The 16733-nt window shown below is 69.2% G+C and carries 16 protein-coding genes and 1 pseudogene; 13 read left to right on the plus strand and 4 right to left on the minus strand.

Features of this window, described 5'->3' with window-relative positions; genetic code table 11:
- Positions 1–173: 173 nt before the first annotated feature.
- The 4 genes from E3O39_RS11570 (at position 174) to E3O39_RS11585 (ending at position 3232) form a co-directional block, all read left to right on the plus strand.
- A complete protein-coding gene (locus tag E3O39_RS11570; RefSeq protein WP_134447034.1) occupies positions 174–1616 on the plus strand; it encodes a hypothetical protein in 1443 nt (480 codons plus the stop codon).
- 204 nt (positions 1617–1820) lie between these two features.
- Complete coding sequence (locus E3O39_RS11575; protein WP_134447036.1) at positions 1821–2081, plus strand: hypothetical protein; 261 nt, start codon at positions 1821–1823, stop codon at positions 2079–2081.
- Between the two features lie 71 nt (positions 2082–2152).
- Positions 2153–2374: a hypothetical protein gene (locus E3O39_RS11580; protein ID WP_241975240.1), complete on the plus strand. Its 222-nt coding sequence runs from the start codon at positions 2153–2155 to the stop codon at positions 2372–2374.
- 69 nt (positions 2375–2443) lie between these two features.
- Entirely contained in the window at positions 2444–3232 is a 789-nt protein-coding gene (locus tag E3O39_RS11585) for an alpha/beta fold hydrolase (RefSeq protein WP_134447040.1), read from the plus strand.
- Positions 3233–3359: 127 nt separating this feature from the next.
- Here the strand turns inward: E3O39_RS11585 and E3O39_RS11590 are convergent, their stop codons facing one another.
- Both E3O39_RS11590 and E3O39_RS11595 read right to left on the minus strand, forming a co-directional pair.
- Positions 3360–3860, minus strand: a complete 501-nt coding sequence (locus E3O39_RS11590; RefSeq protein WP_134447042.1) for a 2'-5' RNA ligase family protein — start codon at positions 3858–3860, stop codon at positions 3360–3362.
- 15 nt (positions 3861–3875) lie between these two features.
- Positions 3876–4781, minus strand: coding sequence for a LysR family transcriptional regulator (locus E3O39_RS11595; protein ID WP_241975239.1), 906 nt, complete (start codon positions 4779–4781; stop codon positions 3876–3878).
- 116 nt (positions 4782–4897) lie between these two features.
- On the opposite strand from E3O39_RS11595, the gene alsS reads away from it, so the two are divergent.
- The 6 genes from alsS to E3O39_RS11625 all read left to right on the plus strand — a co-directional run bounded on the left by alsS (position 4898) and on the right by E3O39_RS11625 (position 12507).
- Entirely contained in the window at positions 4898–6688 is a 1791-nt protein-coding gene (gene alsS / locus E3O39_RS11600; protein ID WP_241975238.1) for an acetolactate synthase AlsS, read from the plus strand.
- On the plus strand, positions 6685–7419 hold the full coding sequence (budA, locus tag E3O39_RS11605) for an acetolactate decarboxylase (RefSeq protein ID WP_134447044.1): 735 nt from the start codon (positions 6685–6687) through the stop codon (positions 7417–7419). The genes alsS and budA overlap by 4 nt, the downstream gene beginning before the upstream one ends.
- A gap of 152 nt (positions 7420–7571) precedes the next feature.
- Positions 7572–9116 (plus strand): protoporphyrinogen oxidase, encoded by a 1545-nt coding sequence (hemG, locus tag E3O39_RS11610; protein WP_166788312.1) that lies wholly within the window; start codon positions 7572–7574, stop codon positions 9114–9116.
- On the plus strand, positions 9113–10315 hold the full coding sequence (locus tag E3O39_RS11615) for a TIGR04053 family radical SAM/SPASM domain-containing protein (protein ID WP_134447054.1): 1203 nt from the start codon (positions 9113–9115) through the stop codon (positions 10313–10315). The genes hemG and E3O39_RS11615 overlap by 4 nt, the downstream gene beginning before the upstream one ends.
- Positions 10312–11400: a ferrochelatase gene (locus tag E3O39_RS11620; protein ID WP_134447056.1), complete on the plus strand. Its 1089-nt coding sequence runs from the start codon at positions 10312–10314 to the stop codon at positions 11398–11400. The genes E3O39_RS11615 and E3O39_RS11620 overlap by 4 nt, the downstream gene beginning before the upstream one ends.
- A gap of 96 nt (positions 11401–11496) precedes the next feature.
- The gene (locus E3O39_RS11625; protein ID WP_134447058.1) at positions 11497–12507 is read left to right on the plus strand and encodes a nucleoside hydrolase; all 1011 of its coding nucleotides are present in this window, start codon (positions 11497–11499) and stop codon (positions 12505–12507) included.
- 63 nt (positions 12508–12570) lie between these two features.
- On the opposite strand, the gene E3O39_RS11630 is transcribed toward E3O39_RS11625, so the two are convergent.
- Complete coding sequence (locus E3O39_RS11630; RefSeq protein ID WP_134447060.1) at positions 12571–13179, minus strand: TetR/AcrR family transcriptional regulator; 609 nt, start codon at positions 13177–13179, stop codon at positions 12571–12573.
- Positions 13180–13533: 354 nt separating this feature from the next.
- On the opposite strand from E3O39_RS11630, the pseudogene E3O39_RS11635 reads away from it, so the two are divergent.
- The 3 genes and pseudogenes from E3O39_RS11635 to E3O39_RS11645 form a co-directional block, all read left to right on the plus strand.
- A pseudogene (locus E3O39_RS11635) lies at positions 13534–14121 on the plus strand (ABC transporter substrate-binding protein); the annotation flags it as partial.
- 62 nt (positions 14122–14183) lie between these two features.
- Positions 14184–15146, plus strand: a complete 963-nt coding sequence (locus E3O39_RS11640) for an IS481 family transposase (RefSeq protein WP_134447063.1) — start codon at positions 14184–14186, stop codon at positions 15144–15146.
- 75 nt (positions 15147–15221) lie between these two features.
- On the plus strand, positions 15222–15341 hold the full coding sequence (locus tag E3O39_RS11645; protein WP_134447065.1) for an ABC transporter substrate-binding protein: 120 nt from the start codon (positions 15222–15224) through the stop codon (positions 15339–15341).
- Here E3O39_RS11645 and E3O39_RS11650 read toward each other — a convergent pair.
- Positions 15334–16614, minus strand: a complete 1281-nt coding sequence (locus E3O39_RS11650; protein ID WP_134447067.1) for a family 78 glycoside hydrolase catalytic domain — start codon at positions 16612–16614, stop codon at positions 15334–15336. The genes E3O39_RS11645 and E3O39_RS11650 overlap by 8 nt on opposite strands.
- Positions 16615–16733: the final 119 nt, after the last annotated feature.

Consider the following 16733-nt stretch of genomic DNA (forward strand, 5'->3'; position numbering starts at 1 on the left):
GAGGGACTGGACATGGTGGGACTTCCTGATTCTCGCCCTACGTCAAACGGCGAACTTGCTCTGAGCTACCCGCCTCAACTCACCCTGACACGTAGGGCATCCGCGTCGACTCGAACCTATCGACCCGCCGCCGATTCCCTCAGCTCGTCCTCAGTGCGACACTCCACCTCCCCATGCTCGAGACAGCTAACACTGCGGTCACGCTCATGCGTGGAGCCCTCAACACTGGCATTCGTCCGGAAATCGTTGACGCCGACCTCGGATACTTCGGTAGCCGTCGTTTCGACAAGCTTTATCGGCCGACCTTCGAGCTCGGCTTCACCCCCTCCACCGATTACAGGCAGGAGCAGCTTGGGGCAAGCATGCTCGACGAGGGCGTCATGTGGGTCGAGGGGAGCGCATATTGCCCGCTGATGCCGCGTGCATTCATCACCGCGACGGCAGATATCGACGAAGGCACGGTTGACATGGAAACGTATCGCGCACGAATCGAGGCGCGCACCGAATTCAAGTTGCGGACAATCGGCAAACCTCGCAAGGACGGAGGGGTTCGTATGATCTGCGATTCAAACTGGAGGCACGAGGCTGCGGGGACGGATCGGTTGATACCATCTTCGTCTGTCGGCGGCCAGCAGCGTGACATCGACCGGTGCCCATGCACAAGGAAGTCTGTTTCCGTGCGCGCTGACGACGTGATGCGTCGCCAGGCGTTCACGTACGGAGGTTCAAAGTGGCTCGAATTCCACCTGAGGTCGCGTGCGGCGGCGGAATCGGTCACCGCGCGTGCAGCCCGTAAGAGCCACCAGCACCGATATCAACCCGCATGTTGCCGCGATTCCGCGCATCCCATACCCCCGTGTGCAGATCATAAGGGATGGAACACCTTCACCCCGGCCCTCGGAGGAGCCGGCACCGAGCCCGAGTCTTCATGTCTGGGACGCCGGTGGTTCATTGGCCAGCCATCGGGCCTTCCTAGATTGCGAGAGGGGGCGAGCGCCCCACGAGGGGGTTCACGGGTGGATACGGGGCTCGAAACACGACAGGTATGGTGGGCGCGGGCATCCGTGCAGGCGACGCGGATCGGTGTGATCGCGATCGGAGCCGCACTGCCGTGGTTGTTGTTCATCGTCTGGCTGGGCCAGCCAGACCGGAATTTGCTCGGGCCCATGGGCCGCACGGGCGTCATCGTCACCGTCGTGCTGCAGTGTCTCTCCGTGGTGGCCGGGCTCGTTTTCGTCGTTGTGATGTCCGCCTGGACCGAAACCCGCGGGTGGCAGGCGGCCCGAATCTGGGGCTGGATCGCGTTCGTCTGGGGCATTCCGCTTGCCTGGCTCGCGGCGGTCGTGTGGCCCGACGGGGTCTGGCCCCGGGAATCCGGCCTGCCGCTGATCGTGTTCGGGGTGATCTGCGTGATCCTCATCGTGCCTGCGCTGATCAACCCGCGCCGGACCGGCCTGGTGGCTGTCATCGGCACGATCCTGCCCCTGGTCATCCTCGTCGCGATCATCGCTTCGACAATCTCCGTCCCTGCGGTCTTCATCCTGCTCGGCCCGGCGACGGCGTACTGCGTCGCTGTGTCCCTCAGTGCTTCCGCGGCCGCCTTCGCCAGAATCTGACGCTCCGAGCGTTGCTGTTGCCGTGATCTCTCCGGACACACTGGCCGCCGACATCTCAGGGACCGTCGAGCAGAGGTCCCGGCGCTTCGTCGACCGTCCCTATCGCTCGGGGGGAAGCGGCGGTACGGTCTGCGCGATGGCCGGTTCGCGCGCGAACGAACCGCTCACCCTCCTGTCCCAGCGTCGGAACCGAGAGAGGCAATCATGACAACGGTGTTGATATTCCATGAGGTCGATGACGTCGAGCACTGGCTCAACTCACCCCGGCGGGACGAGGTGTTCGGGCCGCTCGGCATCAGCATCCAGACCTTCATCGACCCGACCGACGACCACAGGGTCGGCCTGATCGCCGACGTGCCCGACATGGACGTCTTCCAGCGGGTGATGGCGTCCGAAGTCGCGGCTGAGGCGATGCAGTTCGACGGCGTCCGCCCGGAAACCGTCGTGATGATGGTCGAGGGCTGACGATGTATGCCCGAATCAGCACCTTCAGGACCGGCCCAGACACCGACCCCCACGCGAATGAGAATGCGACCATGCTGCGGGTGCTCGCGAACCCCGGCGGCCGCGGCATGTACTTCCTGAAAGGCACGGAGACCGACACGGCCCTGGCCATCACGCTCTGGGACTCGGAGGACTCCCTCGCGGGGAGCAGGGAGCCCGCAGAGTCGATTCGCGCCGACTCGAGCGCCGAACAGCACCTGACGATCGTCGACGTCGAGGAATTCGAGGTGACGGCGAGCACCTTCATCGGCTGAGGCCTGCGGCGCCCTCCCCGGTGCGCTCGTTACGATGGGGGAGTCCCAGGCCCCGCTCGGAAGGCATCCATGGAGTACGCCCTCGCGCCCGACGGCGCCCGCATCGCCTGGTCGTCGACCGGCGGTAACGCGACAGGTGACCCCGTCGTCCTGGTCGCGGGACAGGGCGTCTCGAGCCGGTCCTGGTCTCCGCTGCTGCCGACGCTCGGTGCCCGGCACCGGGTGATTACATTCGACACGCGCGGGGTCGGCGACAGCGAGCCCGGCGCCGACGCGCGCTTCACGACGGCGGCGCTCGCCGAGGACATCGTCGCCGCTCTGGACGCCGCGGGGATCGACAGGGCGCACGTGTACGGGCACTCGATGGGCGGCCGGGTCGCGCAGTGGTTCGCGATCAACCACCCCGATCGCCTGGGCGCCCTCGTGCTCGGCGCGACGAGCGGCGGCGATGACCGGGGTCTGACCCGCACGGCTGACGTCGCCCAGCGCATGGCCCGGGGCGACGCACTCTCCATGGGTCCGCTGTTCTTCACGGATGCCTTCATCGCGTCCCACCCGGAGCTCGTCGCGGCCACGTTCGTACGACCGACCTCGGTCCACACCCGGCGCCTCCTGTTCGGCGCGAGCACCGCGCACGACGCCTGGGACCACCTCCCCGGGATCACCGCGCCGACGCTTGTGCTGCACGGCGACGCCGACGAGGTCACTCCTCCCGGGAACGGCGAACGCCTCGCCGAACATATTCCGAATGCCGCATTCGGGGAGCTGCCCGGGCTCCGGCACGGCTACTTCCTCGAGAGCGCGTGGGCGACGGATGCCGTCCTCAGGTTCTTCGCGGCGCATCCGCTCGCCGCCTGACGCAGCTTTTCTCCTCGCGCACCCCCTGCGCCGCTTCGCGCCCGGCATGCCTGGCGCGAAGCGGCGCAACGGGCGCGCCTGCGCTGGGTTGCGACACGTGACGCGCGACGCGTGCCGGCCGCCGAAGCTAGGGGCGGGCCGAGTGAGAGCGCGGGCGCAGCGGGATCGTCGCGAGCACGGCGCGACCGGCCGGGTCGGCCCGGGGCGCCATGTCGACGAGAGCGATCTGGCCGAGTTCGAGGATGTCGCCGGTATTCACCCGCGCGTGGTGCTTGTCGGTGACGTGCGCCCGGAACTCGGTTCCGGTGAACGCCGCCTCCCCTGGCGCAGTCGCGAACGGCCGCACGGCCGCGACCACGAGGTCGTGCAGCGCGGTCAGCCCGGGGTCGGGTTCGAGCACGGTCACGGGAATGTCGTGGCGGCGCCCGAAGCGTTCCGCGCCGCCGGCGACCACGCTCAGCGCGGGCACGGCGGATGCCGAGGCCGCGAGAGCCTCCCTGATCGCGCCGGGCGCGGCATCCGTCAGGAACGGCGCCAGCACCGTCACGTGCAGGGGCCAGTCGCGCACCAGGAAGGTGGCGCCGACAGCGAGCGGCGTGAGCGGGAGGACCACGACGAGCCGGGGCATCAGCGCATCACCGCATCACCGGATCGCGCCGGTCTCGTCGTCGGCGAGGGCCAGGTCGATGAAGGCCCGCACCGCCGCCGAGAGCCGCCGGGTGCGCGACGCCGCGAGGTAGACGGTGAAGTCGGGCATGCCCGCGACGGGGAGGCGTCGCACGTTGCGGGCGTCCCGGGCGGCGAATTCGGGCAGCAGGGCGACGCCGAGCCCGTTGGTCACGTATTCGGCGGCGGTGCCGATGTCGGAGACCTCGATCATCACCCGGCGTTCGAGGCCGGCCGCGGCGAAGGTCTCGTCCACGATCTGCCGGCTCGCGTAGCCGGGCGGCAGGTCGATGAATTCCTCGGGGGCGAGGTCGTCGAGATGGTCGAGGCCGACGTGCCCGGCCGTGGCGAGGCGGTGATCGGCCGGGACCACGAGCACCATCGGCGAGGAGGAGATCGGCGCGGCCACGAGCTGGGTGGGCACGGGTCCGCTGAGCGCGAGGAAGGCGAGGTCGAGTTCGCCGGTCGCGAGCTCGTCGAGGAGCCCGGCCGAACCGCGCCTGGCCGCGCGCAGCCGCACCCCGACCCCCGGGTGGCCGGTGCGGAACAGCCCGAGCAGTCGCGGCACGTTGACGAGGGTGACCGAGGTCATCAGGCCGATCACGATCGACCCCGTGATCGCGTGGGTGGTCTCCTCGGCGGCATCGCGCACCCCGTTCACGGCATCGAGCGCCTCGCGCACCTTGGGCAGCAACAGCTCGCCCGTCGAGGTGAGCCGGATCTGCCTGCGGCTGCGGTCGAAGAGCTCGACGCCGAGTTCGTTCTCGAGCGACCGCACCCCTGCGGACACCGCGGACTGCGCGATCGTGAGTCGGTCGGCGGCGCGCGTGAAGCTCAGTTCGCTCGCCACCGCGCTGAAGAATTCGAACTGTCGCACATCCACTCGTGCATCATCTCATTTACAGATCGTTTCCATCACCATTCGGCGTTGTTTCTTATCTGTCGGAGCGGGACGATAGATACAGGGAGCCGCTCGAACGGCGAACCGGAAGGCATGACGTGACGAACAATTCAACTGTCCTGGGCAGCGGCCCCGTGGCGGACGCCCCGATCCAGGCGGATGCCCGCGTCCAGACCGATCCTCATTCCGCGGTCCCCTCGATAACGGATGGCCTCGGCGCGCCCGCCGCGCCCCGGCGCTCGGCCGACCGGGTCGTCGAGGTGCTCAAGGCCCACGGGGTGAAATGGGTGTTCGGCGTTCCCGGCGCCAAGATCGACCCCGTCTACGACGCCCTCGTCGACGACGGCCCCGAACTCATCGTCTGCCGGCACGAGCAGAATGCGGCCTTCATGGCCGCGGCCGTCGGCCGGCTGAGCGGCCAGCCCGGGGTCGTGCTCGTCACGAGCGGGCCCGGCACCTCCAACCTCGCGACCGGCCTGCTCACGGCCACGACAGAGGGCGACCCGATGGTCGCGATCTGCGGCGCGGTCTCCCGCGCCGACCGGCTCAAGCGCACCCACCAGTCCATGGACGCCGTCGGCATGCTCTCCGCCGTGACCAAGTCCGCAGGCGAGGTCAGCGTCGCCGACAACGTGCCGGAGGCCATCGCCAACGCGTTCCGACGCGCGACCCAGGAGCCCAAGGGCGCCGCCGCCGTCGTGCTCCCGTGTGACGTGCTCGTCGACACGACGACCGTGTCGATGACGGGACCGCACTGGGTGCCGCGCCTCGGCGCCGCCCCGGCGGAGAGTGTCACGCGCGCGGCCGCACTTCTGAAGGGTGCGAAGTTCCCGGTCATCCTAGCCGGCGCACGTGCAGGGTCCGACCGCGCGACCGTTGCCCTGCATCGCCTTCTCGGCGTCGCCGACCTGCCCGTCGTCGAGACGTTCCAGGCGGCCGGCGTGCTGTCCCACGAGCTCGAAGAGCACTACCTCGGCCGGGTGGGCCTGTTCCGCAACCAGCCGGGCGACATCCTGTTGCACAAGGCCGACCTCATCCTCGCGATCGGCTACGACTTCGTCGAGTACGAGCCCTCGAAGTGGAACAAGGACCACCAGCGCCGGATCATCCACCTCGACGAGCTCTCCGCAGACCTCGACGACTACTACCGCCCGACGGTCGAGCTGCGCGGCGACGTCGCCGAGACCATCGACGCGCTCGCCCGGCAGATCGACGGCCTCGAGCTCAGTGCCGCGGCATCCGCTGTCGTCGCCACCGAACGGGCCCGCCTCGCCGAGGCCGACGAACCGCACTGGAACGACGACGAGTCGGAGGGTGTGCACCCCGCGGCCCTGACCCTCGCGATGCGCAACCTGCTGCCCGATGACACGACCGTGCTCTGCGACGTGGGGTCGCACTACATCTACATGGCCAGGCACTTCCGCACCTATCACCCGCGTGCCCTGCTCTTCTCCAACGGGCAGCAGACCCTCGGCGTCGCCCTTCCGTGGGCGATCGCCGCGACCCTCGTGCGGCCGGGCACCCCGGTCGTCTCCGTCTCGGGCGACGGCGGGTTCCTCTACTCGGCGATGGAACTCGAGACCGCGGTGCGCCTCGGCTCGACGTTCACCCACGTGATCTTCAACGACGGCACCTACGACATGGTCGCGTTCCAGCAGCAGGGCAAGTACGGCCGCACCTCCGGCGTGCAGCTCGGCGACTACGACGCGGTCAAGTACGCCGAATCCTTCGGCGCCCACGGCTACCGGGTCACGCACCTCGACGACTTCGCGGGCGTGCTGAAACAGGCCATGGCCGAGCCAGGGCCGAGCATCATCGACGTGCGCGTCGACTACCGAAACAACCGGGATGAGCTCATGGCTGATCTGGAAAGCGATGTGCTGCAGTGAGTGAATTCACGGTCTCCCGACACGAGATCTTCCAGACGAGCCTGATGAGCGCCCTGCTCGACGGTGTGTACGAGGGCGAGATGACCGTGCGCGACCTGCTCGGCCACGGCAGCTTCGGCATCGGCACCTTCAACGGGCTCGACGGCGAGATGCTGATCCTCGACGGCAGCTGCTACCAGCTGCGTGCCGACGGCGGAGTCTCCAAGGCCGATCTCGGCGCGCACACCCCGTACGCGGTCGTCACGAACTTCGTCCCTCACGTCGAGAGCGATCTGCCGGAGGGTGTCCTGCGCGCGGAGGCATCCGCCTTCATCGACCGCATGACCTCGTCGGAGAACTACATGTACGCGCTGCGGATCGACGCCGAGTTCGAGTGGATCACCATGCGCACGGTCGTCAAGCAGGAGAAGCCGTATCGCCCGATGGTCGAGGCCACAGATGAGGACGCGATCGTCGAGCTGCACAACGTGACCGGCACGATCGTCGGCTTCCGCACCCCGCTCTACGAGCAGGGCATCGGCGTTCCCGGCTGCCACGCCCACTTCGTCACCGACGACCGCAGCGCCGGCGGCCACGTGCTCGACTTCAAGCTGAAGTCCGGCCACGCCGCCCTCTGCCTCGGCACCGACCTGCGCCTGCAGCTGCCGCTGACGGATGCCTTCCGCGACGCCAATCTCTCGCCAGACGACCTCGAGTGGCAGCTGCAGAAGACCGAGGCGCACGCCAAGTAGGCGCTCCTGCGGTCTCGGGTCACGGGGGCGCGGCAGAACGGGCCGCCGACACTAGTGTCGGAAAAGCCTTTCCTGCCGAGCCGTAGGATCGATGGAACGGTGTGCTCCAGCCTTCCGACTGTGCCGGTCCACCGGCAACGGAAGGACCATACGTGCTCTCTCGACCCCGGGTCGTCATCGTCGGCGGCGGAATCAGCGGACTGGCGACAGCCCACTATCTGCACCAGTCTCTCGGGGACGGGGTCCTGATCACCGTGCTCGAGGCCTCCCCCCGCCTCGGCGGCAAGATCATCACCGAGGACTTCGCCGGGCACTCGGTCGACGCCGGCCCCGATGCGCTGATGGTGCGCGCACCCGTCGCCGTGAACCTCCTCACCGACCTGGGCCTCGCCGACCTCGTCGTCGCACCCGCGAGCGGGGGATCGCGGATCTGGTCCCGCGGACGCCTCCGCACGCTGCCCGCAGGAACCGTGTTCGGCATCCCCGACCGACTGCTGCCGCTGCTCCGGTCACGCCTGCTCTCCCCGCTCGGCTTCGCCCGGGCACTCCTCGACCTCGTGCTCCCCGCCGGGCGCACCCTGCCGGCCGATCCCACGATCGCCGAGATTGTGGTCCCGCGGATGGGCCACGAGGTCTTCGACCGGCTCGTCGACCCCCTCCTCGGCGGCATCCACGCCGGTCGCGCCGATGAGCTCAGCGCGCACAGCACCGCCCCCGACATCGAGGTGCTCGCCCGCGGCAACCGCAGCCTGAACCTCGCGCTCCGCCGCCGGCGCCGCGCCGGGGCCGCGAAGGCCGCCGCCGCGTCCCGCTCCGCATCCGTGCCCGTCGCCACCGCGGGGGATGCCGCGGCCGGGTCCCGCGCGACGGCGCCCGCCGGAACGGCACCCGGGCTCGCCCGGGCCGGCGGGGCCACCCTCGTCACTGTCGAGGGCGGACTCGCCCGCCTCATCGACGCGCTCGCCGCGCGGGCGGCGAGCGACGACATCCGCCTCGGCACGGCCGCCACGAGTCTGGCCCGCGAGGGTGCCGGCTACCACGTGGGTCTCTCCGACGGGACGAGTGTCGAGGCCGACGCCGTCGTGATCGCCACCCCCGCGTTTGTCGCCGCCGGACTGCTCCTGGCCGAGAGCCCCGTGCTCGGGGCCGCGCTCGCCGGGATCCCCTACACGGACGTCGCGACGATCTGCCTCGCCTACCCGCGCTCCGCGCTCGGTCGCCCGCTCGGCGGCAACGGGTTCCTGGTTCCGCCGGTCGAGGGCAAACTCGTGGTCGGCTGCACGTTCTCGAGCGAGAAATGGCCGCACCTCGCCGATGAGGAGACCGTCATCATCCGCTGCATGGTCGGGCGCGCCGGGGACACCCGCTGGGCCGGCCTCGACGACACGACCCTCGTCGCGCAGGTGCACGCCGAACTCGTCGAGGCGCTCGGGCTGACCGGGAGACCCACCAGCCACCACATCGAGCGCTGGCCGCTCGGGATGCCGCAATACGTCGTCGGGCACCAGGGCCGGCTCGACACCGCCGACCGGGAGCTCGCCGCACTGCCCGGGGTGCACCTGACCGGATCGGGCTATCGCGGAGTCGGCCTCGCGAGTTGCGTCGCCGACGCCGAGCGGGTCGCCACCCGGATCGCCGAAAGCATCGCCGCCGGCGCCATCGCCGCGGCGCAGGCACCGAGCGAGGTCGGCGCATGAGCATCGTCGACGAGACCAGGAGCCACGTGCTCGGCCACCCCGCCGTGCTGCCGACGCTGCCCGCCGCCCGGCGCGGCCCCGGCCCCGACTACTCGAAGCGCCCGATGCTCGTGTTCTGGGAGACGACCCGGGCGTGCGCCCTCGCCTGCAAGCACTGCCGCGCGAGCGCGACGATGCAGGCGCTGCCCGGCGAACTCACGACGGCCCAGGGCAAGGACCTGATCGACCAGATCGCCGGTTTCGGCCGGCCGTACCCGATCCTCGTGCTCACCGGCGGCGACTGCCTGATGCGCCCCGACCTGTTCGAGCTCGTCGAGTACGCCACCGGTCTCGGACTGCCGACGGCCCTCTCACCCTCGGTCACGCCCACCCTCACCGCCGCGATGATCGAGAAGATCGTCGCGAGCGGGGTGAAGGCCGTATCGATCAGCCTCGACGGTGCGAGCGCGCCGACCCACGAGGGCGTGCGCGGCATCCCCGGCCACTTCGAGGACACCGTCAACGCCATCCGCGCCCTCGCTTCGGCCGGGCTCAGCGTGCAGGTGAACACGACGGTGATGCGCGCGAACGTCGACGAACTGGCGGATGTCGCGGCCCTCATCTCGAACGCGGGCGCGGCCATCTGGGAGGTCTTCTTCCTGGTCCAGGTCGGACGCGGCGTCTCGACGGAGGCTGTCACGCCCGAGGAACACGAAGAGATCTGCCACTTCCTCTTCGATGCTTCCCAACACGGTTTCATCGTCCGCACGGTCGAGGCCCCGTTCTTCCGCCGGGTCGTCGCCCGGCGCCGCGCGGGAGACCCGGCGCCGGAGACCGCGCTATACCAACGGCTGGCCGGCCGGCTCGAGTCCCTGATGGGGCCGCCGATCGGACTGCCCCGCGCGCAGACGGCGTCGACCCGCGACGGCAAGGGCATCGTCTTCGTCGCCTACGACGGCGACGTCTACCCGGCCGGTTTCCTGCCGCTCGGCCTCGGCAATGTCGAAACGACCCCGCTCGCCGAGATCTATCGCGACAACCCGCTGCTCAAGCAGATCCGCGCGACCGAATTCTCCGGACGCTGTGGGAGCTGCGAATACGCCGACCTCTGTGGCGGCTCGCGGGCGCGCGCCTTCGCCTCGAGCGGAGATCCCCTCGGCGAAGACCCGGCCTGCCCGTACCAGCCGGGCGCGGATGCTGCGGCCGGCCTGACGGCATGAGCGAGCCGGGGGAGGAGACCCAGCCTGACCGCGCGTACGACGCCGTGCTCCTGCTCGGCTTCGGCGGCCCAGAGGGGCAGGACGACGTCATCCCCTTCCTCCGCAACGTCACCCGTGGTCGCGGCATCCCCGAGGAACGGCTCGAGACCGTCGCGACCCACTATCGGGCCTTCGGGGGAGTGAGCCCGGTCAACGGGCAGAACCGGGCCCTGCGGGCCGCCCTCGAGGCGGAGTTCACCGACCGGGGTGAGCCGCTGCCGGTGTACTGGGGCAACCGCAACTGGACGCCCCTGCTCGCGGACACCGTGCGGGCGGCATCCGCTGCCGGTCATACCCGGCTCCTCGCGATCACGACGAGCGCGTACAGCTCATACTCGAGCTGCCGCCAGTACCGTGAGGACATCGCCGGGGCCCTGACCGCGACGGGGCTCGACACCACCGTGCACATCAACGCGGTGCGCCCGTACTTCGACGAGTCCGGCTTCGTCCTGCCCTTCGTCGAGGGCGCGCGTGCCGCTCTCGCACGCCTCGCGGCGCGGGGCGTGCCGGTCGATCGCACCCAGGTGCTCTTCACGACGCACTCGATCCCGACAGCGGATGCCGACCGCAGCGGTCCGCGCGACGCCGGCTGGGGCACGGGTGGGGCCTACCTCGCCCAGCACCGGGCCGTCGCGGTCGCCGTGATGGCCGCCCTCGCCGAACCGGGCGCTGCCGCCCCCGATGCACCCCAGCCGGCCTGGTCGCTCGCGTTCCAGTCCCGCTCGGGCCCGCCGGCGATGCCGTGGCTCGAACCCGACGTCAACGACGCGCTCCGAGCGCTCGCCGCCGACGGGACCGAGGCAGTCGTGATCGTGCCGATCGGCTTCATCTCCGACCACATGGAGGTGCTCTGGGACCTCGACACCGAGGCCGCCGCCACCGCAGCCAGCCTCGGACTGGCGATGGAACGCGTCGCAACCCCCGGCATCCACCCCGCCTTCGTCGCGGCCCTCGCCACCCTCGCCCTCGCGCGCCAGCACGGCCCCGTACTGCCCGGCTGCCCCGGCGGATGCTGCGAGAAGGGGGCCGGCCGTCCCGCACGCTAGTCCTGCCCGGCCCCGCACTGAACACCTGGGACGGGCGGGGCCGGGGACACTTGTAGTCTGGTTGCGATATTTCCCCCGGGCGAAGGCGCAGGCACGATGAACCAGATCGAGACGGATGCCGGGGCGCTGCCCCCGATCGAAGCCGAGCTGCAGCGGGTGGTCCGGCCCCGCGCCCGGGTCATCATCGACAACGACTTCTCCGGGGATCCGGACGGCCTCGTCCAGCTCGCGCACCACGTGCTGTCGCCGTCGGTCGAGATCCGGGCGATCATCGGTTCGCACCTGCGCCCCGGCGACCCGTTCGATCCCTCGGAGCAGACCGCGACGAACGCAGCCGCCGCCGCCGCCGAAAAGGTCCTCGACCTGCTCGGGCGCACCGGGAGCATCCCGGTCATCGCCGGGTCGAACGTCGGGCTCAGCGACCGGACCACGGCCATCCGCTCTGACGCAACCGACCTGATCATCCGGGAGGTGCTCCGCGACAACACCGAGCTTCCGCTCTTCGTCGCGTGCGGCGCCGGGCTCACCGAGATCGCGAGCGCCTACCTGCTCGAGCCGCGGATCGCCGACCGGCTGACCCTGGTCTGGATCGGGGGACCCGAACACGACGGGATCGCGGCCGCGCCGCCGGGGACGAGCGGCGCGGAATACAACCTCGCCATCGACATCCGTGCGGCCCAGGTGATCTTCGACTCCCGGATTCCGCTCTGGCAGGTGCCGCGGGACGCCTACCGGCAGACGCTGTTCTCCTGGGCCGAGCTGCTCACCTCGGTACGGCCCTGCGGTGCGATCGGCCGGCACCTCTACGCGGCGCTCGCCGGGGTCGCGGACACGGCCGGGCGGCACGGGATCAACCTCGGTGAGACGTACATCCTCGGTGACAGCCCGCTCGTGCTCCTGACCGCGCTGCACTCGAGTTTCGAGCCTGACCCGTCCTCGAGCGCGTGGGTCACCTGCACCGCCCCACGGATCCTCACGGACGGCAGCTACGATCCCACGCCGCGGCAGGGTCCGCGCCAGATCCGGGTCTACACCCGGCTTGACCTGCGCCTGCTCTTCGCCGACTTCACCGCCAAGCTCGCTGCCCACGCCGCCGCTAGAGAGTGACCTTTCCGGTCGAGAGTGCCAGGCATACCGGTGACTCTCGACCGGAAAAGGCCGGGGAGAGTTCTAGAAGTCGATCGTGAAGAGGGGGCGTAGGTAGCGCCGGAGCTCCTCAGCCATGTCGAGGGTGTCCGGGGCGAGCAGCCACTGCACCTGCAGGCCGTCGCTGAGCGCGATGAGTGACCGCGCGGCGCTCGCCGGCTCGACTCCATCGACCAGCTGGCCCGCCGCCTGGACATTGGTGAACGCGTCGACCATCAGGCCGACGACCCAGGTATACCGGTCGAGGAAGTACTGATGGGCCGGGTGTTCTGGCGCCGTCGCCTCGGCGGAGAGCACACAGTGCAGTTCCACAAGACCCGGGGCGAATTCGGCGTTGTACTCCGCCACGCGCACGATGCCGCGAATCGTCTCGATGTCGGGCGTGCCATCGATGGGGACGAGCGCCACGGAGCGCTCGTCGCGCAGTGCGAGCACGCCCGCGAGCAGTTCGTTCTTGTTCGAGAAGTGGTGCAGCAGGCCGGCCTGGCTCATTCCGACCCGCTCGGCGATCTCCCGCAGCGAACCGTTGCGAAAACCGTGGTTGGCGAACACCTCGATGCCGGCCTCGAGGATTTCCCGACGTCGGCCTGCCGTTTTGGCGTAGCTCCCACGCGACTTCCCCGTCATAGTCATGCGCTGACTCTAGCGCGGGAAAAAACGATTTGATGAAAACCTAGTAGTTAATCGCTTTTCCTGTTAGCTTTTCAGCCAGGCGACCCAAAGAGGGGTCACCCACTGAAAGGGAACACCGATGTTCCGATGGAAAAGCCTCACGGCGGCCGCAGCAGTTCTTGCTCTCGGCCTGACGGGTTGCTCGGCAACCAGCACCACGACCACCTCCGGCGCCCCGACCACACTCACCCTCGGCGTGATCGTTCCAGCTACCACCTTCTCGGCCGCGGATATCGCATTCGCCAATGAGGCCCCTACGGCCAGGCGGTCTACGACACCCTCCTCAAGGCGGATCCAACCGGCGAGGTCGGACCCGACCTGGCCACCAAGTGGGAGTACAACGACACCAAGACGGTGCTCACCCTGACCCTTCGCGACGACGTCACCTTCACCGACGGCACCAAGTTCAACCCGGATGCCGCGGCCCAGAACCTGATCCGCTTCCGTGACGGCGCCTCGCCGAACAAATCCTTCCTCGCGTCACTCGCCGACGCGAACGCCGTCGACGACACCCATGTCGCCCTCACCCTCACCCAGGCCGACCCGGCCCTGCTGCACTACCTGACCCAGAACGCCGGTATGCAGGAGAGCCCCAAGGCCTTCGGCAACGCCGACCTCAAGACCAACCCGGTCGGCAGCGGCCCGTACATCCTCGACACCACCAAGACCGTCGTCGGTACGAACTACGAGTTCACCAAGAACCCGAAGTACTGGGACCCGAGCTCCGTGCACTACGACAACCTCTCCATCAAGGTGCTCGCCGATGTCACCGCGATGCTGAACGCCGTCAAGGGCGGCCAGCTCAACGGCGCCAAGCTCACCGTCAACACCAACAACGCCGAGGTCGAAGCGGCCGGCTACATGTACCCGGCCATGACGTTGGTGACACTTTCGGGCTTGTGAAGAGGGAGGACCTCCGGGCTTAGTGGAGGTATCTGAAATCTTCACAAGTCACGGAGGTCCTCATGGGTCACATTAACGCGCGTTTGACGATTCATGGAAAAGTTCTGCTCATCGAGCGGCTAACTGTGGAGAACCGGCCCGTCGCTCACGTCGCGAAAGAGCTCGGCATCTCCCGTCAATGCGCCCACCGCTGGCTGGCCCGCTACCGGGCCCAGGGTCCTGCGGGACTTCTCGAACGGTCCTCCCAACCCCGGTCCTCTCCTCGAAAGACGAGCCCGGAACGGGAAGAGCTCGTGCTGAAATCACGTCGTGATCTCAAGTCCGGGCCGATGCGCATCGCGATAGCGACCGGAGTGCCGGCCCGGACGGTGTCTCGGATACTGGCCCGACACCACGTTCCCCCGCTCGCCTGCTGCGATCCCCTCACCGGGGAGCCCATTCGTGCGACCCGCGCCACCACCAACCGGTATGAGCGCAAGCGACCCGGCGAGCTCGTCCACATCGACGTGAAGAAACTGGGCCGGATTCCCGACGGCGGCGGCTGGAAGGCCCACGGTCGCAGCGAACAGGTCCGTGGCCGCGGCATCGGATTCGACTACGTCCACGCCGTGATCGACGACCACACCCGCCTCGCCTATGTCGAGATCCACCCCGACGAAAAAGGCGTCACGGCCGCCGGCGTCCTCACCCGGGCGGCCGCGTTCTTCGCCGCGAACGGCATCCCAAAGATCGAACGCGTCCTCTCCGACAACGCCTTCGCCTACCGGAAATCCGTCGCGTTCCAGCAGGCCGTCGCAAACATCGGCGCGGAGCAACGCTTCATCAAACCGCACTGCCCCTGGACCAACGGCAAAGTCGAACGCCTCAACCGAACCCTCGCAACTGAATGGGCCTACAGCCAAGTCTTCACCAGCAACGCCGAACGCGCAGCAGCGCTTGCACCCTGGCTCAACTACTACAACACTGAACGCATCCACTCCGGCATCGGAACAACCCCCATCAGCCGAGTGTCACCAACGTCATGACTCAGTACACGCTACACGCTGAACCCGTTCGAGCTGGACTGGACCGGTCTCATCCTGCTCGACCGCGACGGTTCGATGAACCCGGCCTTCAAGGACGTCCGGATCCGCCAGGCGCTCAACTACGCGATCGACACCAAGGCCATGCTGACCGCGGTCGGTGAAGGCCTCGGCACCCCGACCACGCAGATCAGGTGAAGCGCGGGCTCCAGGTGCGCGGGCCGCCGCCGTTGCCAGTGAAGCGGTCCGTCGCCCGGGCGAAGCGCAGGGGCCGCACGCCGAGTTCGCCGTGCTCGAGCACCTCGGCGTGGCGCAGGGTGATCGTGTGCCCCGCCGGCGCGTCGACCGTGATCGACAGCCAGCCGACGAGGTTCTGCCCGAAGTCGACGAGGGTCGCTCCGGACGGGCTCGTGAAGATGCGCCCGGCGGCCCGGGTCTCGATCCGGCGCACCGGGGGAGCGAAGGAGGGGAAGACGCGCGCGGGGTCCGCCGCGTCCTCCGGCAGCACGATGACGGCGAGCGGATGCGGGAACGACGTCCCCGGAACCGCGAGCGCGTCGTCCTCCGCCCGGGCGTCGTAGTTCTCGCCCCGGTAGATCCCTGCGCTCGTGACCGGGCCGTCCGTCGTCGCGGTCCATGACGTATCCGTCGCCACGGTGTCGATGCGCCCGTCGGCATATTCCAGCCGGAGCTGGAGGGCGAGCGCCTTCGGTCCGGGATAGCTCTGCGCGAAGTTGCCGTCGAAGCCGAAACGTTCGCCGTACCAGCCGTCTGCGACGGTCGCTCCGACCACATTGGGGCCGCCCGCGTGCACGAGATCGGTGACGTCGAAGGTCTGGCAGGCCAGCCGGTCCGCGTAGCTCGTCCAGCCGGGCGTGAGGACCTCGTCGCCGACGATGCGCCCGTTCAGCACGGCCTCGTAGACGCCGTGCGCCGTCGCGGAGAGGGTCGCGCGGATGAGGCCGTCCCGGCTCTCGAAGTCGGTGCGGAACCGCACGGTGCCGCGGTCGGCGGAATCGAGGTCTGCTGCAGTGGCGGGGCCAGTGGATTCGGCAGCGTCGGAGGCGTGGCCGGCTGCTGTGGCTGCGCCGCCAGCGGGCCCCGCCGCGATGAAGGAGCCGACCCAGTCGGCGGCACCCAGGGGACCCGTCTCGACCGAGAGCCACGGGGAGAAGTCGCTCGTCAGGCCATCAGCGCCCGCGACCCGCACCCGCACCTCGCCGCTCGAATACGCGGGCAGCGGGTCTGCCGGCCACGCCCGGTGCTGCGACTCCCCGGAGGCCACCCGGGCACTCAGCACGCGGGAGCCGACCCGGGTTTCGAGTTCGTAGGACTCCTGCAGCCATCCCGGGGAATCCGTCTCGACCTGCCAGGAGAGCGCCGGGCTGCCCGTGGCGAGGAACCGCGGCCGGCCACGCCCCTCAGTGCGCAGGGAAGAGATCGAGGGTACGGTCCGCAAGTTGTCTGGCATGGTCTCTCCGTTGAGAAGGGCGAGCTGAGTCGAGCATTGGTAAAACCTTATATGTGTTCGGTATTTGGGGCCAGCCGGTGCGCTCGTCCGAGTGCCGGGCGGGAATGGCCCCTGAAGAC

The sequence above is a fragment of the Cryobacterium sp. MDB2-A-1 genome (genome assembly GCF_004402675.1).
Classification (GTDB): domain Bacteria; phylum Actinomycetota; class Actinomycetes; order Actinomycetales; family Microbacteriaceae; genus Cryobacterium; species Cryobacterium glucosi.